Raw genomic sequence first — 21,768 nt, forward strand, 5'->3', positions numbered from 1 at the left:
TAACTTCCATTATTTTTTTAATTCATAATCTAGTTTAACTCTGCTAGATTCAGGTTTCAATTGCTTCATATATTTGCTATTTCTTTTCGGATGACCATAAGGTAACTCGGCAGGAGTAGTCATAGTTTCAAATACTAATTGGCATACTCTTTGACCGGGATAGAGTGCAACAGGCATTGCTCCGATATTGGATATTTCTAAGGTTATTCTACCTTCAAAACCTGGATCAACATATCCTGCTGTAACGTGCATTGTAACACCAAGCCTTCCCATACTTGAACGGCCTTCAACTCTAGCTACTAAATCATCAGGCACTTTAACATATTCCTGTGTTGTAGCTAGTGCAAATTCATTTGGGTGGATTATAAATGCTTCATCTTCAGGAACGGTACTTGATTCCATGTATTCTGCAATATCTTCTTCATCTTTTGGGTCAATATAAGGTTTTCTAATTACCTTAAAGACTTTAAACTCGTCTCCTAATCTCATATCTACTGATGAAGGTTGGATTTGCTGTTCATCCTTCAAAGGATCAATTACAATTTTGCCTTCTTCAAGATATTCTTTTATGGTTTTATCACTTAAAATAGCCATTTTTTCACACAAACAAAATTAATATAATATATTTTTGTGGGTTATTATTTTTTAAGTTTTGGATAGATTTGTTATTCTGAGTATTATTTTGCTGTTTTATATTTTGTTTGATAACTGCTTTGATGTATTGATTATTTAATTATATGATTGTTGTCTAGATTTCTTTAATGCAATATAATGTTTTCATTGTTCAATTTAGATTAATTTAAAAAGAATTATATATACATTATATTTTTATTATTAGTTAGAGGTATTATGAATGTTAATTAAGAAAAGATTTATTGTGGCAATTTATATGATTTTCCCATTCATAGAAAAAATTAAAGATGTTGCTAAATGGGAGGTTTTCCCAAGTTTTGTGCAGGAAATTATTGATGATAATTCATAAAAATGAATGGGGAGTGTTATTTTGAAAAATATTTTTAGATTTGCATTTTGTCGTTGGGACAAAATACCTAATGATGAACTCAAAGAATATTCAATTTATATTTTTTTGGTAGGTTTATTGATTGGTTGTTTATTATTTGGTTTAATGAAGGTATTGTTTAAATGGAGCTTTAATGAACTTATTATGATTTTATTGGCAAATAGTGTGTTTTCTTTTTTATTTAGTATGGTTATATATAAAAGAGAATGGATTGATGAAAAATATGGTTTGGGCTATGATGGATACTACATTGTTCCTGGAAGAAATGAGGGAATGTCTTATAAAGCAGCTATTGTTTTAATTACAACAGCCGCCCCATTATTTTCTATACTTTTCTTTGTAATGGGTTTGCATTATGGTAATATGATTGTAGCAACAGCTTTTCTCATTGCCATGCCTATCCCATTTATTTTGATGTTTTTAAGGATTGATGCTTATGAAAATAAGATAATTGTCACGCCTAAACAATTAGATTATTGCCCTCCATTTTATTTCGTACTGGGTCAGCTTAATGCAATGGCAGGTCTTGAATTTTCAATAAGGACTATTTTAATTAGTTTGATTTATGGTACTTATCCATTAATTTGGGCAGTATTGTATTTTTTATTTTCTTTTTTAACTCAAATATTCATAGCATCTCCAGATATTTTAGATAATATGATTTCCGTTGATCTTAGAACTGTACAAGGTTTTAAAAAAGGAGCTGTTATTTATTCAGTATTAATTTTCATAGGTTATGGTATATTTTTAATATTTCAAAATATTTTTTGAGAAGTTAATTTCTTCTCATTTTTTAAAAAAAGAAGTAAAAATACTATGAGTAATTCATAGTATTATTTTGTACCGTATACTCTGTCACCAGCATCTCCAAGACCTGGTAATATGTATGCGGTTTCATTTAAAGTTCTGTCTACTGTTGCACAGTAAATTTGAACATCCGGATGGTCTTTTTCAATTAAATTAATTCCTTCGGGAGCTGCAACAACACATAAAAGTTTGATTTTTTGAACTCCCTCTTCTTTAAGTCTTGAAATAGTTGCAGATGCACTTCCACCTGTTGCAAGCATTGGATCAATAATTAATACTTCTCTGCCTTCAATATTTTCAGGCATTTTAAAGTAGTATTCAATAGGCTGGAAGGTTTCTTCATCTCTGTAAAGACCAATATGACCTACTTTTGCATTTGGAATTACATTTATAATTCCGTCAAGCATTCCCATTCCTGCTCTTAAAATTGGCACAATTGCATAATTGTCTTCATTTAATTTGCCGGTTTCCATTTTTTCAAGTGGGGTTTCAATTGTTGTTTTTTCCAATTTTGCATCTTTAGTTGCTTCATAACAAAGAAGTGTGGAAATTTCTGTAATTAATTCACGAAATTCTTTAGTTCCGGTATGTATATCTCTTAAAATACCTAATTTATGGGTTATTAATGGATGGTTAAGAACTATTTCATTCATGTTTTTCCTCCGGAATACATAAGTTAAGGATGATTCCAATGATTGCTGCTAAAGACATACCAGAAATAGCTAAGGATAAATCTCCATATGTAATTGAGAGTGTAGCTCCTCCTAAACCTAAAACTAACATTGTAGCTGCAACAACTACATTTTTAGTGTTTGTAAAATCAACATGGTTGTGGATTAAAATTTTAAGACCATTTACACTAATGAATCCGTAAAGAAGAATAGAAATACCACCAAGAACAGGGGATGGAATTGCAGTTAACAGTGCAGTTAAATGTCCTGAAAATGCAAAGATAATAGCTATAATAGCTGCAAGTCCAATTACATAAACAGAAGCAACTCTAGTCATACCTACAACAGAAGTATTTTCTCCGTAGGTTGTGTTTGCAGGCCCACCAAGAAGTGCTGCAACAGTAGTAGCTATACCATCACCTAAGAGAGTTCTGTCAAGACCGGGATCTTGAAGGAGGTCTCTTCCAATAATTTCACTTAATACTTTGTGGTCTCCAACATGTTCCACCATAGTTACAAGAGCAATTGGAACAATTGTAAGCATAGCTCCAAAATTAAGATTATAATCAATAAATGGTATGTAGAATGCAGGCATTTCAATAATATGTGCACTTGCAACTCCTGAAAAGTCAACTACTCCAAGAATTGCTGCTGTAATGTAACCAATTATAATTCCAATTAAAAATGGAATAACTCTTAATAATCCTTTTCCTCTTACAGCCAATATTGCAGTACTTAAAAATGCGACAAATGCAATAATTAGGTTGGTCATTGGAACGCTGGCGGCATTTATACCTATTTCTTCAATTGCCGTTGGTGCAAGTGATAAACCAATAATCATAATCATAGGTCCAACAACAACTGGTGGCAATACTTTATCTATCCATTTTTTACCAACTATTCTGATTATAGTTGATATTATTACATACATTAATCCTACAAAAACGATAGCTGTAAAAACACTGGCTTTTCCAGCTATTGCATATCCTGCTACCATAGGTGCAATAAATGCAAATGAACTTCCTAGGTAAACAGGACTTCTTCCTCTAGTACATGCAATGTAAATAAGGGTACCTATACCAGAGGTGACGAGAGCTACAGGTATTGACAAGACATCTGATCCAACGGTGGTATTTACAACGATTGGTACTAAAATTGTAGCTCCAAACATAGCACATACGTGTTGAATAGCAAGTAAAATCCAGTTTACTACTGGAGGCTTGTCTTTAACGCCTAATAGCATATTACTATTTTCACTCATTTTATCTCCTTTAACTTTTAAAAAAACTCTTTTTTGACAAAATAATTGTTTAAATCAAGTATTAATTCCAGATTATTTTTATTTTCTTTGAATAAATAAGTGATTAATTTAATTTTTGTTCATAATAAAAAGAATCTTTTTTATTTTATTTTAATAATATTCATAAATTTTTATTATACATTTATATTTCTTCAATTACAATTATAAAAATCTTTTTAAAATATTTTAACTTAGCTTTGTCTTTTAAGGAAAGTGTATTTTGTAAAAAATAGTTTATATTTAGTTTTTAAAGTTCAACTAAATTATATAATCTGTTAACTATGGAATCAGTTGATTTATCATCGTATTTTAAAGTAATAGCATTTTGTTTACAAGTATTAACACTGAGTCCGTAGCCTCTACATTTATTTTGGTTAATTTGAATTTTTTCATCTTTAAAATTAATGGCATCAGCTATACATATCTCATTTAAGCATTTCATGCAGTTTATACATTTTGAATCGCCGATAACTATTTCCACACTATTTAATTTGTGAATTTTGTCATCTGAGTAGGGCTATTGCTTTCCATAAACAACAGTATGTTTTTGCTTGTTAGTTATTCAGAATCTCCAATTGAAAATATATTTTACTGCAAATATACTTATGTCTGTAAAGCTAATTTTTCTTATTGTTTACCTATTTTCATTTTTAAACGTCTTAAAATTCCTTTTAAGGTGTGAGCTTCTCGGCCTGTAATATATGCTCTATTAATAATGTTTTTAAATGATTTAAGCCCATTTTTCTTTTTGTGTTCTGGAATATCTAAACTGTCAATTAAATCATGCATGTCTTTCAATACATATTCCTTTTCAATAGCTGTACTTTCTTCCAGACCTTCAACAGGGTATTCATGCATATTTTTAAATAATTCATAGAAAATAATAGCTGCTGCATGAGATATGTTTAAAATAGGGTATGTAGGGTCTGTTGGAATTGAAACACAAATGTCACATTCGTCAATTTCTTCATTTGTAAGTCCATTTCCTTCCCTTCCAAATAGAATAGCTGTTTTATTATTTGTATTGATGTTTTTTCCAAGATTTTCAGGTCTTACGGGTATTCTTGAGAGATTGTAACTTCCGCCAGCTACACCAGTTGAAGCTACTTTAAAGTCTATTCTTTGGCTTTGATAGAATTCATCAAGAGTATTGTATATTTTAGCATTATCCACAATGTATTTTCCATGTGTTGCCTGATAAAATGCTTCTGGGGTTAAAGTAGGCGGATTGATAAGAACCAAATTCTTCAGTCCGAAATTTGCCATGGTTCTTGCAAGAAAACCGATATTTCCGGGGGTTTCACATTCTACAAAAACAATATAAATATTATTTTTGAAATTGCTTAATTCCTTTTCAGCGTCTTCTTCAGGACCTTTAGCTATTTTTATTCCTCTTGACTGTTTTTTAGATTTTGATTTTTTCAAAGAGGTTGATTTTTTTTCAGTTTTGGTTTTTTCTTTAACTTCTGGTGAATTTAAATTAGTTTCAACTATTTTTTCTTCACTTACAGCTGTATCTCCTATTTTAATCAACCCCTATTTATCTAATCTTTTTGATAAGCTAGTTGTAATAGCTCAATTATGTTCATAGCTTTTATATCTTCACGGTCAATAGCGTCCAATCCATCCTGGATGTTGTACTGACAGAACGGACAGATTGTAATTACTGATTCTGCACCTGTATCTTCAATCATTTTTGCTTTTTCTTTTGCAAGGGTCATAGCAATTTCAGGATGGCCTGCTTTTATTCCTCCTCCAGCTCCACAGCATTGACATGGATATTTCATCTCTTTAAATGTAACTCCCGGAATCTGTTCAAGAATATCACGAGGTTGACCTTTGATGCCTTGGCCTCTGCCTAAATGACATGGGTCATGCCAGGTTACTGTTGTGTTCAGTTCATTCATTTTGTCAGTATCCAATTTATCTACTAGAAATTCACTGATGTCCATTACATTTAGATTGGATCCATATTTCGGATGGTCATTTTTAAGAGTGGAACCGCAGCCTGCACAAATGGTAAGTACAGTATCATAATCTTTAAAAACTTCATTGTTTTTATCAACAAGTTCCTGAACCATGTCTGTCTGACCGGTTCTTATTAATGGTGAACCGCAGCATACCTGTCTTTCAGGAATATCTATGGTTATTCCATTAGCTTCAAGTACATCAATTAATGCTTCTCCGATGTGGTGTAATTTATTATCTACCATACATCCGGTAAATAATGCTATTTTTGAACCGTTGTCATTTTTAACCTGTTCAATAAAACTTGGCCCTTCAGCTTTAATTGATCTTCCTGTTTTTTCTATATTTTCTTTAAATGCAACATGCTCCGGAAGCGGTCCTTTACCTTCTTTACATGCAATTTCCCTTAAACGTTCAATTGCATCTCCAAAGGTGTTTATATCTTTAGGACAAACAGCCTTACACTTTCCGCAACTGGTACATTTATATAATCCTTCTTTTAAACTTTCATCAAGTCTGTCAAATTCATCTCTTGGGTCTGATTCAAATTTGGAAAGGTATCTCATTATGTAAGGTCCGCCAAATTCTGTTTTAATGAATTTTACAACAGGACAAGTTGCAAGACAGGAATAACATTCAATACAACTTCTAACTTTTTTAGTGTTTTTAATATTTTCTGGAGTTAGATTTTCATTTAAATCACTGTCATATCTTTGAGGATTTAAATAAAGTTGCAAATCTTTTACTTCCTGTTCTATTTGGCTTTTATCAACAATTAAATCTTTAATTACTGGAAAATTTTGAGGTTCAATTATTGCACCGTCCTTTATATCTTTTTGACATGCAAGAGCTCCATTCCCATTAAATAATATTCCGCAGGACCCGCATTGTCCGGCTCTGCAGGAACTTCTAATACTAATGTCAGCATCATATTTTTCATTAATTGCATTAATGGCATCTAAAACTTTCATTTGAGGTGTCTGTTCTATTTCATAACACTCTAAATGAGGTTCACTGTCCACTTCTCTGTCAAACCTTGATACATACACTTTAATCATTACTTTACCCCTTTAGTCATAATCAAATATAAAATAAGTATAATATTTATATTATATCTAAACCTATTATATTATATATTTTATTAGATTTTTAAATTATTTGAGGAAATAAATAATGAACTTAAAAGAATTAGTAACAGGGAAACCTGGTGATAAACAATTTTTGTTAGGTAATGAAGCAGCTGTAAGGGGAGTTATAGAAGCTGGTGTTTCTGTTGCAGCTACTTATCCGGGTACTCCTTCATCAGAGATTGGAAATGTTTTGTCTGGATTGGCTAAAGATGCTAATATTTATTTTGAGTTTTCTACAAATGAAAAAGTAGCTATGGAAGTTGCAGCTACTGCAGCAGCATCTGGATTACGTTCATTTACTTTCATGAAACATGTAGGTATGAATGTAGCCAGCGATTCATTTATGACAACTGCTTATAGTGGAGTAAATGGCGGTATGGTTATTTTATCAGCAGATGATCCGTCACTTTTTTCATCTCAAAATGAACAGGATACTCGTAATTACGGACGTTTAGCAAATGTGCCTATTTTAGAACCTTCTAATTGTCAAGAAGTTAAAGATATGGTTAAATATGCTTTTGATTTATCTGAACAGTTTAAATTACCGGTTATTGTAAGAACAACCACTCGTGTATCTCATATGAGAGGGGTTGTTGAATTTGGTGAAACAGCAGATAATTCTTCAGATGGTGAAACTCATTGGAAAAAAGGATTTTTCAAGAAAAATCCTGCACAATTTGTTCCAGTTCCTGCATTTGCAAAAGATATGCATATTGAACTCGTGGAAAAAATGGATGAAATTAATAAAATAACCAATGATTCTGATTTTAATGTTGAATCTGATTTCAGCCAAAATAAAAAATATTGTGTTATTGCTTCAAGCAGCGCTTATAATTATGCTTATGATGTAATCAGGTATAATAATTTAGATATTGATGTTTTAAAACTTGGATTTTCATATCCTTTCCCTTATGATAAAGTAGCTGATTTTGTAAAAGATTATGATGAAGTCTTTATTGTGGAAGAGGTAGATCCGATTATAGAAAAAGATACATTAGTAGCTATTGGTAAAAATAATTTAAATACTGTTGTTCATGGTAAATTAGATGGAACATTTCCTGTATACCATGAATTTAATTCTGATATTGTGGCTGATGGTTTTAATAAATATTTGAATTTCATTGAAGAAGATAATAATGATTATTCTGATACTTTACTTAAATTGCAGGAAGAAATTCCTTCCAGGGCTCCAGTACTTTGTGCAGGATGTCCTCACAGGGCAATGTATTACGGAGTAAATAAAGCATTGGAAGAATTGGGAATTCCTCTTAAAGATGCTGTATTTGCATCAGATATTGGATGTTATACTTTAGGAATTAATCCTCCTTACAATGCAGCAGATTACCTGTTGTCTATGGGATCTAGTGTAGGAGACGGCTGCGGATTTTCAATAGCTACTGACCAAAAGGTAATTAGTTTTATTGGAGACTCAACATTTTTCCATAGTGGAATATCACCTTTAATAAATGCAGTTCACAATAAAAATAATTTTATTTTAACTGTATTGGATAATAGAATTACAGCTATGACTGGAGGTCAGCCAAACCCGGGAATTCCTGTTGACGGAATGGGGGATGATGCACCTGAAATTTCCATACGTAAACTGGCTTTAGCTTGTGGTTGCAATTATGTTCGTGTAATCAATCCGTTAAACTTGGATCAGGTAATTAAAACATATAAGGAAGCTTTGGAACGTGATGAGGTTTGTGTAATTATAGCTAAAGCTCCATGTACTTTAATTAAAGGTAAAACTAGAAAACCACCAGTAAATTACATTGATTCTAATTGTAATGGATGTAATAAATGTGTAAGTGAACTTGCATGCCCTGCTATTTCAAAAGATAGTGGAAAAATAACTATTGATAAATCCATGTGTGATGGCTGTGGGGTTTGTATCCAAGTTTGTAAATATGGTGCCTTAGAAGCTGGAAGAGGTGAATAAATATGGATAATCATTATAATATTTATATTTGTGGTGTTGGAGGTCAGGGAATTATTAAAACCTCTGTAATTATTGGAGAAGCTGCAATGAATCAGGGATTAAATGTAGTTATGAGTGAAATTCATGGAATGTCTCAAAGGGGAGGTTCTGTTTCTACAGAATTAAAAATAGGTGATTATAACAGTTCAATTATTCCGGAACATGGTGCAGATATGTTGCTTTCATTTGAGCCTATAGAAACTATAAGGGGATTAAATAAAGTAAATGATGATACTAAAATAGTATTTAACACTCATCCTATTGTTCCAGCTTCATCAGATAAACCTTATCCTGGTGTAGCTAATATTACTGAGGTTTTAAAAGAAAATTTCAAACATGTCCTTCCTATTGATGGAACTAAATTAGCTATTGATGCTGGAAATGTATTGGCTTTAAACATGGTTTTATTGGGGGCAGTAACTGCAGATGATAAATTCCCACTTTCTAAAGAATCTGTTATTGCAGCTATGAAAAATAATTTAAAACCAAAATTTCATGAATTAAACTTAAAAGCTATTGAAAGTGGTTATAATTGGATTAAAGGTTAAATATTTAAATTATTATAAATTAATTAATATTAAGTAAGTACTAAAAAGAGGTTGTTATACATGCCTTATAAAATTGATAATGCTATATTAAAAAAGGATAAAACAGGAAATGTCACTTTAATTGATCCTGAAAATGTTTTTAAAGATGAAGATGCTTTTGTAGCTATTAAAAGTGATGATTTAATCACTATTCAGCTTTTAATAAACAGTATATTGCATAATGATTTTAAAAGATGGTCAGAACTTGGTGTTGTTCCTGAAACAGAACCTGTTAAAAGTTTATTTGTTAGGTTAGGTTATTCTAAAGCAGATATTGCATCATTGTTAAAAGAATTTTAAAAATATTATTGATGGAGGTTTTCAAAATGCCGGAATTCAAATTATCTAAAGAAGCAGGAACTAAAAAGTTTGAGCTTTCAATGGCTATTGATTATGATGAAGATGGCAATATTGAAGCTCAGGAATTTTATGATGGTGTTGACTGGTCTGATAATCCTGCAGATATCAGGTTAAATACTAGTTATTGTGATGAGGATGAACAGGACGAGTGGAATTTGTTTTTCAACGATTTCATGCATTTGCTGGAATCACATGAGTTAACTGAAAAAGCTAAAACTTTAAAAGAAGTGGATGATTCCTATTATTTTGTTGAAGAATGTATTGAAATTGTTTTAACTGAAGAAGATTAAGAAAAGAGGAGGTCTTTTCTATAAATCTTCTATATCTTTTTTTTCCAGAATGTGTGCATCACTATCTTTTAAAAGAGTAATTGCTTCATCCATATTTTTCAATCTCATTACTACAATAGCTTTTTCTGTTTTTGAACTTACAAATGCATAGAGGTAATCTAAATTAATACCTTTTTCATCAAATATAGCTAATGTAGAGTTCAATCCGTTTGGTTCATCTGGAACTGCCACAATAATGACATCATTTTCTTTTACAATGAATCCGTCTTTTTCCAATGCTTCAATAGCTTTTTTATTGTCTGAAACGATTAATCTTAAGATTCCGTATTTTGTTGTATCAGCTATTGAAAGTGCACGTATGTTTATGTTTTCCTGAGCTAATGTATTAATAGCTTTTTTCATTCTTCCTTCTTTGTTTTCTATAAATACAGATATTTGTTTTACTACCATGCTTTCACCTTATTCAAAGTTTCTTTCATCAATAACTCTTACAGATTTTCCTTCACTTCTTGGTAATGATTCTGGTTCACATAAAGTTACATTAACTCTTAATCCAGTTTCACTTTTAATGGATTTTACAATCATTGCCTCAGTTTTTTCCATTTCTTTCATTTCATCAGAGAATAATTCTTTAGTAGCTTCTACTTTAACTTCAACTTCATCTAAAGTATCAGGTCTTGTTACTTTAATTAAGTAGTTTGGACTTGCTCCTTTAATTTTAAGTAAAGCCTTTTCGATTTGTGATGGGAAAACCATAACTCCTCTGATTTTTAACATGTCATCGCTTCTACCGGTAATTCTACTCATTCTTACACTGGTTCTTCCACATGCACATTCTTCTATGATTAATGAGGTTAAATCTTTTGTTCTGAATCTTAAAATTGGTATTCCAGTTTTGGTAAGTGTAGTTAATACAAGTTCCCCTTTCTGTCCTGCTTTTAGGGTTTCTCCAGTTTTTGGATTAATAATTTCAGGATAGAAATGATCATCTTGAATATGCATACCATTTTGTTCGATACATTCCTGAGCTACTCCAGGACCCATAATTTCAGTTAGACCATAAATATTGTATGCTTTAATGTTTAATGTATCTTCAATTTTATGTCTCATTTCTTCGGTCCACATTTCAGCTCCGTGAATTCCTATTTTTAAATTAATATCTTCCAAATTAATGTCAGACCCTTCAAGACTTTCTCCAAGATACATTGCATATGAAGGTGTACAGGTTATAACATCACTTTGAAAGTCTTTCATAGTTTCAAGCTGTCTTTTTGTGTTTCCTGCAGAGATTGGTACTGTTATTGCTCCAAATTTTTGAGCTCCGTGGTGAATACCGAATCCTCCGGTAAATAATCCGTATCCGAATGCATTTTGAATAATGTATTCTTTTTCAACACCTACCATTCCAAGACCGCGTGCAATACATTCTGACCAGATATCAAGATCTTCTTTAGTGTATCCGGTAACTGTTGGTTTTCCGCTTGTTCCTGAAGATGCATGAATTTCTACAATTTCTTCGTAAGGAACAGCAAATAAACCAAATGGATAAGCTGCTCTTAAATCGTCTTTTGTTGTAAATGGGATTTTTTCAATATCTTTCAATGTTTTTATGTCTTCTGGGGTGATACCAGCTTCATCAAATTTTTCTTTATAAAATGAAACATTATTATAAGCTAATTTAACAGTTTGTTGTAATCTTTCTAACTGTAATTTTTCTTTTTCTTCTTTACTCATACATTCGGCTTCTTTGTTCCATACCATTGTATCACTTGTTAAATATTCTTTGTTCTAATTTTTAATATAAAATTATATATAACTATTCATATTAAAAATTTAATCATATATTAATTTTTTTTAATATATCTGGAGTTTAAATTATGGACATTATGATTTTAGCGATTGTATTTATAATTTACATTTTTGCTTTAGTATATGTAGGTTATTATGCATGGAAAGAAACAGAATCCTCCGAGGATTTTATGATAGGTGGAAAGGATACAAATCCCGCAATCATGGCTTTAAGTTATGGTGCAACATTTATTTCGACAGCAGCTATCATTGGTTTTGGAGGAGTTGCTGGTGAATATGGTATGAGTGTTCTTTGGTTAGCATTTTTAAATATAATTGTGGGAATATTCATAGCTTTTGTATTTTTAGGTAAAAGAACTCGTAGAATGGGACACAGTTTAGGTTCTTTAACATTTCCGGAGTTCTTAGGTAAACGTTTTAACAGTAAATGTATTCATTATTTGTCAGGATTAATTATTTTTTGTGCCATGCCTCTTTATGCAGCTGTAGTTCTTATTGGAGCTGCAAGGTTCTTGGAATCTTCTTTAATGATTGATTTTGGAATATCATTATTTATATTGGCAATTATAATTACATTCTATGTATTCTTTGGAGGTATTAAGGGAGTAATGTATACTGATGCATTGCAGGGCGTAATTATGGTTTGTGCAATGGTATTTTTACTTGGATTTGTTTATTGGTTGTTAGGTGGTGTAACTCATGCAAACACAGCATTAACAGATATGGTAAGCTTATATCCAGCTAGTGCTACAGCTACTGGAGGAACGGGTTGGACGACATTCCCGGAATTTGGTTCACCATTTTGGTGGAGTTTAGTTTCATCTACTCTTATTGGTGTAGGTATTGGAGTATTAGCTCAACCGCAATTGATTGTAAGATTCATGACTGTTAAATCTGATAAGGAATTAAACAGATCTGTTCTTGTTGGAGGATTATTTATTGCAATAATGCCAACTACAGCTTATATTGTAGGATCACTTTCTAATGTATATTTCTTTGATAAATTGGGAAAGATTGCTGTAGATGTTGTTGGTGGAAATGTTGATAAAGTTATTCCGACATTTATTACAATGGCACTGCCTGAATGGTTTGTGTATATTTTCTTATTGTCATTATTAGCTGCAGCTATGTCTACAATCAGTTCTCAGCTTCATACTCAGGGAACTGCATTTGGTGTAGATATTTATGGTACTTTAAGAAATAAAGCTAAACAAAAAGCAGATCAGATTACAGTTACAAGAATTGGTATTCTTATAGCTATTATTTTAGCTTTAATATTGGCATTTTCTCTTCCGGGAAGTATTATTGCTCTTGGAACAAGTTTATTCTTTGAAATTTGTGCTGCTGCATTTTTACCTGTGTTTTTAGGTGCATTGTATTGGAAAGGAATTACTACTAAAGGTGCTATTGCAGGAATTGTTTCTGGAACAGTTGTTAGTTTATTCTGGTTACTCTTTGTATTTGCAAAAACAGCTAAAGGTTTAGGATTGTGTAAGGCAATATTTGGTTGTGCAACTTTATTGCCTGCTATGCCATGGCCTTATATTGATGTAATGTTAATAGCAGTTCCTATTTCTGCTATATTTACATTAGTTGTTAGTTTACTTACAAAACCTCCAGCTCAGGAAGTTATTGATAAAGCATTTGAAGATATTGATAATAAGGGAAGTGGAGTACAATGATGGTTTTAGGAATTGAGGACCCTTGGATTTGGGGTGTTTATGTATTAATCATTTTATCCACTTTATTATGTATAATCTATGGGATTGTATACTGGAATAGGGATTATTAATACCTGTTCTCTTTTTTATTTTTTTTATTTTTTCAAAATAGTAAAATATATATGTCATAAGATGTAAAGGATATATTACACAGTGTAAACTATACATTACATTGTTTTGTAAGTGATGATTATTTCAAGGTTATTGGCTATATTCAATTGTTATTAAATTTCTGCTAATATTGGTGTTTAACACTAAATTAATTATTGTACGACATTCTGACGAAAAATTGAAAAATCCCATTAACATTAATTTCAATTTGTGGTGTTTGATGTAGTTAATAAATTCTTGATAATTATTTCTTATTTCAAATGCTGGTAAAAAATAGTTTAATTATTTTCGCCAATTGACAATAGAAATTAACATTACCTCCCAATTAATATGTCAAATTAGAAAATTTAAACACATTTCTTAAATTTAATCTCCATTTTGAAAATTATTTTAAACTATTTTATTACTGGTGTTGATAAAAAAATATGTAATTTGGTTATTTAATGTTCACCAAAAAAATTATTTTTAAAAATCACATATTTTTTAATTCTTTTTTATTGTAATCTGTATTTGCAGGAGTTTTTGATAGTGCAGTTTTTATTACTCCAAAGATTGTTTTTAAAAGGTAAGGACCGTCCTGTAAAAACTGTTTTATTATATAATGTGGCCTTAAATAAAATTTAATAAATGCTTTTGCCTGAATTTTTCTCATATCTTTTAATGAACAGTCTACTGTTTCTAAAATTGGGGTTATTAAAGTATATTTAGACCAGTCTTTTATTTTTATAAGATTTTTTTCAAAAGATTCCTTATAGAATTTTGTTCCGGGGTAAGGAGTCGCTAAACTGTATATTGCATAATTCGGTTTAAGTTTATGGACAAATTTAATTGTTTTATTCATAATTTCTTTAGTATCTCCAGGCATACCTAAAGCTACTGAAGCTATTGTTCTTATTTTTAGTTTATGCGCAATTTTAAATGCATTTTCAATTTTTGTTATAGTGGTGTTTTTGCACATACGGTCTAATTGTTGCTGATCTGCTGATTCTACGCCTATAAATATTGTAATACATCCCGCTTCTTTCATTTTTTTTAATACTTCTTCGTCTAAAGTGTCTACACGTGATGTACATCCCCACATGATTTTAATATTTCTTTTTAATATCTCATCACAAATTGCCATTACTTTTCGTTTTTTTAAAGTGAAAGTATCATCCATAAATGCTATTGTGTCAATATTATAATCTGTTTTCAGATGTTCTATTTCATCAACAATGTTTTCTACACTTCTTTCCCGAATTTTTCTTCCATGCATTGCAGCTGATGAGCAAAAAGAACACTGCATAGGACATCCTCTAGTTGTAATCATAGTGGTCATATGGGTATCCATGTCTAATAGACGGTATTTGTCCATTGGCAATAAATTTAGTGCAGGAAATGGAAGTTTGTCTAAATCTTCTATCAGCGGAGCTTCAGGAGTTATTACAATTTCTTTTGAGTATTTGTCTTCAAATACAATTCCTTCAACATCATGTAAGCTGCTCTGATTTTCTAGAGCCTGCACTAGATTTAACATGATGTATTCTCCTTCACCTCTAATTACAATATCTATATTTTCATCTTCTAAGGTTTCTATAAAATTAAATGTAGGATGATATCCTCCTATTACAACTATTGAGTCTGGAAGGGTTTCTTTAACTACCTGTGCAGTTTCAAGCGCTCTTCCTATTGTTGGAGTAAGTGCAGTTAGAGCTACTAAATCAGGTTTTCTTTTAAGCAGTTCATTTTCAACATCTTTAAAATCCATATCTTCTGCAGAAGCATCAAGTATTTCAACATCAACATTGTTTTCTTGCAGTACTCCAGCCATGTATGCAATACCTAATGGTGGAGCTATTACTCCCATAAATTTATATTTAGAAGCAGTTTGTGGCGGGTTAACAAACAAAACTTTCATAATTTACTCCTTCATTATTTAATATTCGTTAAATATGTTATCTTATATATGTTATATAGATAAAGGTTATGTTTGCATAATTGTGAATTCTATAATTACTTTTAATAATATTAAAAAACATAGATATTTACTAATAATTAAATTAATGAGGATAATATTATGATACCTGGTATGAATGCAAAACAGATGAAAAAAATGGAAAGACAAATGAAAAAGATGGGTATGGACATGAAAGACCTTAAAGGGGTCAAAGAAGTCATAATCCGTTTAGAAGATAAAGAATTAGTCATTCCAAATGCTGAAGTAAGTTTGATGAATGTAATGGGTCAAGAAACTTATCAAGTAACTGGTAAAGCACATGAGGTAACAGTTGATGAAGAACTTGTTATTCCTGATGAAGATATTGAAATGGTAGCTAATCAGGCAAAAGTGTCTGAAGATGAAGCAAAAGCAGCTTTGGAAGAGACTAACGGCGATCTTGCAGAAGCTATCTTAAAATTAACTCAATAGGATAATAATATGCCTCTTATTGTACATATTTCTGATTTGCATGTTAGTGAATTGGGATTTGATGAAGATGTTTTTATAAAAGCTGTAGCTGAAATAAATGCCATAAATCCAGACATGATAATATTAACAGGTGATTTGACTAATAATGGTTATTATAATGAATTTGTTCAAGCTACCAAATATTTGGGAATGTTTGATGCACCGTTATTTGCAGTACCTGGAAACCATGATGCCCGTAATTTAGGTTATGAGACTTTTGAAGAGTTAATTGGTGAATGTAGTTGGAAACTTACAAAAGATGATGAATTTGTAGTTGTAGGATTAGACAGCAGTTCTCCAGATATATCAAGTGGGAATATTGGCAGGCCACAGCATCTTTGGATGGAACATCAATTGGATCAATGTGTTATTGATGAGTTGTTTAGTATTGTGGCTCTTCATCATCATGTAATTCCCATTCCAAAAACTGGTAGGGAGCGTAATGTATTAACTGATGCTGGGGATGTTCTTAAAACATTAACTGATCATGAAGTTGATTTGGTACTTGCAGGACATAAACATGTTCCAAATATTTGGAAAATGAATAATACTTTATTTGTTAATGCAGGGTCATTATCTTCTAATAAGCTTAGAGGTAATGATAAAAATTCATATAATGTATATGAAATTACTGAAGATACAATTAGGATATTTCTTAATAAAGTTGATGGAGAAAGGTTTTTATTTGGAGAATATCCAAGAAATAGCATTTAGTTAACTCTTAATTAAATTTAAATATAAAATTTACAAATAATATAAATATTAATTAAATAAATTTTAGGTGATAATGTGAAAGTTGTTGTTGATGCTTCAAATGTTGCATATAGTACAAAAAATGAAAATTCACAGCCTCAAATGTCCAATATTTTAGCTGCGGTTAAATCTTTAGAAGAAAGTGGTGATGAATTTGTAATAATTGCTGACGCATCACTTCGTCATGACATTGATGATAAAGAAAAATTTGAAAAATTGTTGGAAAGTGAAAATGTAGAAGAAGTTCCGGCCGGTAATGATGCAGATCATTTTATTCTTAACATTGCCCATAATGAAAAAGCTAAAATTTTATCTAATGACAAATTCAGAGATTATGCTGCAGAATTTAAAAATATTAATTCTATGAGGATTCCTTTTGTAATAGAAAATGGCAGAGTTACATTTGGAAAACCTAAATCACCTAAAAAGGATAAAAACATTTTGCAACATATATCTGATGAAATTATTAAGGAATTAAACTTTAAAAGATGGGAAGTTTATACTGGGAAAGAAGGTTTGGAAATTTCACCATTAAACATTGCTAAACAGGCTATTATTCGTATAGATAGTGATAATGATGCCAGTTCTAAACTGGAAAAGGTTTTTTCTAAGATACCTATGTTTAACAAGATTGTAGACATGGTTGATGATGTGGAAGTAGCTGCTCCTTATGTTATTTTCGTATTGGTTCATCCAAAAGATTACAAATTAGCTGTTAAAAATGCGGGCAATATATCTGTTACTGTTGCTGACAGGTTAAGACTTGAGAAAAAACCATTAATAGCTGTTCGTAACGATTTATTTACAAAACCGGGTACTTTTGAGTTAAATATAATGTTAGCTGATGAAGTTACTGAACATGCTCCTTATAATGTTCTTGTTCGTGTAAGTACTCATGATGAAGTATTTATTAAGAAAAATTCAAGAAACATTGCCAGTACTATAGCTGGAAGGCTGGGGTCTTGGAAATTTCCATTTGTTTCTGTTAAACCAGACATGCTTTTAGAAAAACCGGGAGATTTTGAGATTGAGCTAGAAAAAGGAGGAGGTTTGGATGGTTAATAGCTTAACTAAGGAAATTATTAAGCTATCTACAAAACTTAATCCAATTAGTGTTGGAACTAAGTTTTTTCCGACAAATTCTGTTGAAACTGAATATGTGGAGCTATTTAATTATACTCAAACTATTCTTTTTGAACTTGAAAAAGCTGAAATTACCTCTGAAAGTATTTTAGAAAATCTTAAACGGGATGTTGGTGTAGAAAATCTTCCAGAAGAATATAATTTTTATGAACTAAAAGCAGCTGAAAATAAAGTTGAAGAATATGCACTTGTAAGTAACATTATTATGGGTAGTGATCGTTACTTCTATGTTGAGCTTCCCCATCCTTCTAATTTAATTAATATATTTGTTAAAATAATTGAAAATGAAAAAGGACTGATAGTTGAAAAGAGCTCTACAGAACTTGTTGCAAGAATGTTAAGTAAAAATGATGCAATAAGGGTAGCTATTGAAATTATTGGAATTGGATTAGAAAAAGGTGTTCCAATTATTTCTGCAGTTGGTATGACTGGAGCTGCTTCTATTGAGCGTTCAATTAATTATACTCAAAATGTTGGAAATTTTCCAGGAGTTGCATTTACTAAGCTTGGTGGGGAATACGCACTTGTATTTGATGAACCATTTAAATTAATGCAATCTGAACCTAAAGAATTTCAAAATTATTTATTCATTGATTTAATAGACTCAACTGGTTTTATCAGTAAAAATGGTAGAAATAAACTTGTTGAATTAATGACAGGAATTAAAAATTTTATTGAAACTGAATGTGAAGGTGAATTAGAAGGTTATAGAGAAGGTGGTGATGATTTTATAGCTAGATTCCCATCAAAAGATTTAGCTATTCGTGCAGGACTCGATTCTGCTTGGTTTGCATTGGATAATGGTGCAAAAATCAGAGCAGGAATTGGCAGAAGTAGGAGAGAAGCGGGTGAGAGAGCTCAATTAGTTGATAGTTTAAATTCAACATCTCCATTATCATTAGTTGTATTTGAATTAGCTAATGGGTTATATGCTTACAATATTCCTTCTGAATTTTCAAGAACAATTATAGATTTGATTGAAAATCAAAAAGGTAAATTAATTGGAATATTTGCATTTGTGTTTATATTTGTTTATGTTTTATCTATATTCGGTTTAGGAATGTTTAGTTTTATTGGAATAGTATTGGCACTTGTTTATGCACTATTATCTTAATGTTTAAATAAGAGTAGTTTATTAAAAAATTAATTAAAAGAAAGGGATTAAAGTGGCGTCTAAAAACGATGGAACACTTGTTGTGTTTATGGTTATAGCATTAATTGCTTTTTGTGTAGGTGCAGGTATTGGTGTATCTATGGTTATTTCAGATGATGGTGATGATGTGGCTAATAACACAACACACGTTGAAAATGTTACTCATGAAATGACTACAAATATAAATGATACAAACAGTGATATTGTTTATGATTCAGAAATAGATGAGTCAAATTACCTTGAAAAGGGTGAATCAAACTTAGATTATTCAACTAATGACTAATTTATTTTTTTATAATGGGATTATTATGATATTTAAAGAACTTGATGGTGGATTGTCAGTTATTGATAATATTAAGGTAGCAGGTGCTAAAGAAGGAAAATATGGTGTTGCAGTTATTGTATGTGAAAATAGTGATGCTTCTGCTGTATTTACATCAAATAAAATTGTTGCAGCTCCTGTTATATATACTAAAAAAGTTATTGAAAATGGAAAAGTTTCAGCAGTATTTGTCAACAGTGGAAATGCTAATTGTTTTACAGGCAATCAGGGAATGGAAGACTGTAAATCATTGGTTGAATTGGTTTCTAAAGAACTGAATATTCCTGAAGATGAAATAGCTATTTCTTCAACTGGAGTTATTGGCCGTAAAATGCCTTTGGATATTATAACTGATGTAGCTTCTAAAGTATTTTCTAATCTTGGAAATAAACCTGAAGATTCATTAGCTGCTGCAAATGCTATTATGACTACTGATAAAATTCCAAAACAATGTGCTCTTGAAGTTACATTAACCAATGGTCAAAAAGTAAAAATTGCAGGAATTACAAAAGGTAGTGGAATGATTGCTCCAAATATGGGAACTATGCTGTCATTTATTGTAACTGATGGAATAATGGAAAGTAAAGACATTAATAAAGCTCTTAAAATAGCTGTCAATAAAAGTTTTAACATGATTGTTGTTGATGGTGATGAAAGTACAAATGACACCTGTTTACTTATGGCAAATAAAGCATCTGGAGTTAATATAGTTCATGATGGTGAAATTGATCCGAATTTCCAAAAAGCACTTGAATATCTGTGTATTGATTTGGCTAAAAAAATGGTTAAAGATGGTGAAGGAGCATCTAAAGTTATAGAAGCTAATATTTATGGAGCTAAAAATATTGATGAATCCAGATTGGCTGCAAAAGCAATTGTAACTTCTCCTTTATTCAAATCTGCAGTATTTGGTGGTGATCCAAATTGGGGAAGAATAGTCTCAGCAATTGGTTATTCTGGAGCAGATGTAAGTGCAGATACAGTAACAATAGCTATAGCTAATAAAAATGATGAAGTTGATCTTGTAAAGGATGGAAAAATCCTTGCTTTTGAAGGAACGGATAATCTTTTGAGAGCTGAGAAAATTATGCTTGGTGAAGAGGTTATTGTTAATGTTAATCTTAATAAAGGTGAAGCTGAAGCTACAGCATGGGGATGTGATTTAAGTTATGATTATGTGAAAATCAATGCTGAATATACCACTTAAAGAAAAGATATAAATACTTTAAGAAGTAAATATTTTTATGTTATAGAAATTCTATTTTTGATTTTCGATTAAACTGATATTGAATCAAATTTTAACTATTATAGTTATATTGTTTGATTTTAATTTATTAAATAAATTTAATGGGGATATGATTATGGCAAAAGTTAAAGGAACCAATAAAAGAACAAGAGCAAAAAGAAGTTATACCAAACCTGGTAGTAAAAGAGGAAGAGGAGTTAAACAAACCTGGAAAAAATAATCCTCTTTTTTCATAACTTTTTTTAAATTTTAAGCTTATTTTTACTTAGAAAAAATTATATACTATTTTTTAAAGATTATTACTCATATACTATAAGATGTGGTATTATGGGTAAAAAGAAAATGATGATGCCGGCAAATGGCCATAGAATTCAAGGTATGACTAGTGAAAAATTCCTTGATGCTAACGAATTTTTAGATGAATTAAATCTCACAGGTAGTGAGAACTTTATGGATGCAGGCTGTGGGGATGGTCATGTAGCTATTAAAGCATTGGAAGAATACATTACTGATGGATGTGTTTATGCTTTAGATATGTATGAACCGTCTATTGAGGACATGCTTAAATACAAACAAGAAAACAATGCAGATAACTTAATTCCAATTGTATCTAATATTGCTGAACATATTGATTTGGATGATGAAACATTGGATGTTATTTTGATGGTTAATGTTTTCCATGGTTTTAAAGCTACAAGAACTTTAGATGAGGCAGTGGATGAATTAGCTAGAGTAATTAAAACCGATGGTGGAAGAATAGCTATTATGGATTATAAAAAACAGGATGTTAAAAATGGACCTCCAACAGTTATTAGGAGCTCTCCGGAAGATTTACAGGAATTATTCTCAGCACATGGTCTTAAAATGACTTATTTAAATGAAGAAATTGGGGAAGATATTCCTGAAGGTAAATCTCATTATTTAATAATATTTGAAAAAGAGTAGTTAA

At 30.9% G+C, this 21,768-nt stretch carries 24 protein-coding genes; 15 read left to right on the forward strand and 9 right to left on the reverse strand.

What is annotated here, in order from left to right; translation table 11 throughout:
- Positions 1-9: 9 nt before the first annotated feature.
- Positions 10-594: a dCTP deaminase gene (gene dcd / locus ACMC9J_RS07235; RefSeq protein WP_427003145.1), complete on the reverse strand. Its 585-nt coding sequence runs from the start codon at positions 592-594 to the stop codon at positions 10-12.
- A gap of 259 nt (positions 595-853) precedes the next feature.
- Here dcd and ACMC9J_RS07240 point away from each other — a divergent pair, with 259 nt between their 5' ends.
- Complete coding sequence (locus ACMC9J_RS07240) at positions 854-982, forward strand: hypothetical protein (RefSeq protein WP_019266311.1); 129 nt, start codon at positions 854-856, stop codon at positions 980-982.
- A gap of 21 nt (positions 983-1,003) precedes the next feature.
- On the forward strand, positions 1,004-1,792 hold the full coding sequence (locus tag ACMC9J_RS07245) for a hypothetical protein (RefSeq protein ID WP_427003146.1): 789 nt from the start codon (positions 1,004-1,006) through the stop codon (positions 1,790-1,792).
- Positions 1,793-1,854: 62 nt separating this feature from the next.
- On the opposite strand, the gene upp is transcribed toward ACMC9J_RS07245, so the two are convergent.
- From upp to tfrB, 5 genes are all read right to left on the reverse strand, one after another.
- Positions 1,855-2,481, reverse strand: coding sequence for a uracil phosphoribosyltransferase (gene upp, locus ACMC9J_RS07250; RefSeq protein ID WP_019264286.1), 627 nt, complete (start codon positions 2,479-2,481; stop codon positions 1,855-1,857).
- Entirely contained in the window at positions 2,474-3,760 is a 1,287-nt protein-coding gene (locus ACMC9J_RS07255) for a uracil-xanthine permease family protein (RefSeq protein WP_029143238.1), read from the reverse strand. Before ACMC9J_RS07255 ends, upp begins: the two co-directional genes overlap by 8 nt.
- A 286-nt stretch (positions 3,761-4,046) precedes the next feature.
- Positions 4,047-4,241 (reverse strand): polyferredoxin, encoded by a 195-nt coding sequence (locus ACMC9J_RS07260; protein ID WP_427003147.1) that lies wholly within the window; start codon positions 4,239-4,241, stop codon positions 4,047-4,049.
- 185 nt (positions 4,242-4,426) lie between these two features.
- Positions 4,427-5,332, reverse strand: coding sequence for a TrmJ/YjtD family RNA methyltransferase (locus tag ACMC9J_RS07265; RefSeq protein WP_427003148.1), 906 nt, complete (start codon positions 5,330-5,332; stop codon positions 4,427-4,429).
- 11 nt (positions 5,333-5,343) lie between these two features.
- Positions 5,344-6,825, reverse strand: coding sequence for a fumarate reductase (CoM/CoB) subunit TfrB (gene tfrB, locus ACMC9J_RS07270; protein WP_427003149.1), 1,482 nt, complete (start codon positions 6,823-6,825; stop codon positions 5,344-5,346).
- A gap of 115 nt (positions 6,826-6,940) precedes the next feature.
- On the opposite strand from tfrB, the gene iorA reads away from it, so the two are divergent.
- Genes iorA through ACMC9J_RS07290 form a run of 4 tightly spaced genes read left to right on the forward strand, consistent with a single transcriptional unit; the run spans position 6,941 to position 10,115 of the window.
- Positions 6,941-8,839, forward strand: a complete 1,899-nt coding sequence (gene iorA / locus ACMC9J_RS07275) for an indolepyruvate ferredoxin oxidoreductase subunit alpha (protein WP_400223168.1) — start codon at positions 6,941-6,943, stop codon at positions 8,837-8,839.
- A gap of 2 nt (positions 8,840-8,841) precedes the next feature.
- Positions 8,842-9,426, forward strand: a complete 585-nt coding sequence (locus tag ACMC9J_RS07280; RefSeq protein WP_019266305.1) for an indolepyruvate oxidoreductase subunit beta — start codon at positions 8,842-8,844, stop codon at positions 9,424-9,426.
- 60 nt (positions 9,427-9,486) lie between these two features.
- Positions 9,487-9,765: a hypothetical protein gene (locus tag ACMC9J_RS07285; RefSeq protein ID WP_019264280.1), complete on the forward strand. Its 279-nt coding sequence runs from the start codon at positions 9,487-9,489 to the stop codon at positions 9,763-9,765.
- Between the two features lie 26 nt (positions 9,766-9,791).
- On the forward strand, positions 9,792-10,115 hold the full coding sequence (locus ACMC9J_RS07290) for a hypothetical protein (RefSeq protein ID WP_094516672.1): 324 nt from the start codon (positions 9,792-9,794) through the stop codon (positions 10,113-10,115).
- Between the two features lie 18 nt (positions 10,116-10,133).
- On the opposite strand, the gene ACMC9J_RS07295 is transcribed toward ACMC9J_RS07290, so the two are convergent.
- Complete coding sequence (locus ACMC9J_RS07295) at positions 10,134-10,565, reverse strand: amino acid-binding protein (RefSeq protein WP_019264278.1); 432 nt, start codon at positions 10,563-10,565, stop codon at positions 10,134-10,136.
- A 9-nt stretch (positions 10,566-10,574) separates the two neighbouring features.
- Positions 10,575-11,876, reverse strand: a complete 1,302-nt coding sequence (locus ACMC9J_RS07300; RefSeq protein WP_019264277.1) for a phenylacetate--CoA ligase family protein — start codon at positions 11,874-11,876, stop codon at positions 10,575-10,577.
- Positions 11,877-11,992: 116 nt separating this feature from the next.
- Between ACMC9J_RS07300 and ACMC9J_RS07305 the strand changes: the two genes are divergently transcribed.
- Positions 11,993-13,606, forward strand: a complete 1,614-nt coding sequence (locus ACMC9J_RS07305) for a sodium:solute symporter family protein (protein ID WP_427003150.1) — start codon at positions 11,993-11,995, stop codon at positions 13,604-13,606.
- Entirely contained in the window at positions 13,603-13,716 is a 114-nt protein-coding gene (locus tag ACMC9J_RS07310; RefSeq protein ID WP_019264275.1) for a symporter small accessory protein, read from the forward strand. The genes ACMC9J_RS07305 and ACMC9J_RS07310 overlap by 4 nt, the downstream gene beginning before the upstream one ends.
- Positions 13,717-14,228: 512 nt before the next feature.
- Here the strand turns inward: ACMC9J_RS07310 and ACMC9J_RS07315 are convergent.
- Positions 14,229-15,653, reverse strand: a complete 1,425-nt coding sequence (locus tag ACMC9J_RS07315) for a B12-binding domain-containing radical SAM protein (protein ID WP_427003151.1) — start codon at positions 15,651-15,653, stop codon at positions 14,229-14,231.
- A gap of 159 nt (positions 15,654-15,812) precedes the next feature.
- Here ACMC9J_RS07315 and ACMC9J_RS07320 point away from each other — a divergent pair, with 159 nt between their 5' ends.
- The 7 genes from ACMC9J_RS07320 to ACMC9J_RS07350 all read left to right on the forward strand — a co-directional run bounded on the left by ACMC9J_RS07320 (position 15,813) and on the right by ACMC9J_RS07350 (position 21,764).
- Positions 15,813-16,163: a nascent polypeptide-associated complex protein gene (locus ACMC9J_RS07320; RefSeq protein ID WP_019264273.1), complete on the forward strand. Its 351-nt coding sequence runs from the start codon at positions 15,813-15,815 to the stop codon at positions 16,161-16,163.
- Positions 16,164-16,172: 9 nt separating this feature from the next.
- Positions 16,173-16,916: a metallophosphoesterase family protein gene (locus tag ACMC9J_RS07325; RefSeq protein ID WP_019264272.1), complete on the forward strand. Its 744-nt coding sequence runs from the start codon at positions 16,173-16,175 to the stop codon at positions 16,914-16,916.
- A 75-nt stretch (positions 16,917-16,991) separates the two neighbouring features.
- A complete protein-coding gene (locus ACMC9J_RS07330) occupies positions 16,992-18,017 on the forward strand; it encodes an NYN domain-containing protein (protein ID WP_019264271.1) in 1,026 nt (341 codons plus the stop codon).
- Entirely contained in the window at positions 18,010-19,212 is a 1,203-nt protein-coding gene (locus ACMC9J_RS07335) for a hypothetical protein (RefSeq protein ID WP_019264270.1), read from the forward strand. The genes ACMC9J_RS07330 and ACMC9J_RS07335 overlap by 8 nt, the downstream gene beginning before the upstream one ends.
- A gap of 52 nt (positions 19,213-19,264) precedes the next feature.
- Positions 19,265-19,534, forward strand: coding sequence for a hypothetical protein (locus ACMC9J_RS07340; RefSeq protein WP_019264269.1), 270 nt, complete (start codon positions 19,265-19,267; stop codon positions 19,532-19,534).
- 25 nt (positions 19,535-19,559) lie between these two features.
- Positions 19,560-20,780, forward strand: coding sequence for a bifunctional ornithine acetyltransferase/N-acetylglutamate synthase (gene argJ, locus ACMC9J_RS07345; RefSeq protein ID WP_427003152.1), 1,221 nt, complete (start codon positions 19,560-19,562; stop codon positions 20,778-20,780).
- 366 nt (positions 20,781-21,146) lie between these two features.
- Complete coding sequence (locus tag ACMC9J_RS07350; RefSeq protein ID WP_019264267.1) at positions 21,147-21,764, forward strand: class I SAM-dependent methyltransferase; 618 nt, start codon at positions 21,147-21,149, stop codon at positions 21,762-21,764.
- The last annotated feature ends 4 nt before the right edge of the window (positions 21,765-21,768 follow it).

Origin of the sequence: Methanobrevibacter intestini (assembly GCF_047402955.1) — an archaeon.
In the GTDB taxonomy this organism is placed as follows: Archaea; Methanobacteriota; Methanobacteria; order Methanobacteriales; family Methanobacteriaceae; genus Methanocatella; species Methanocatella intestini.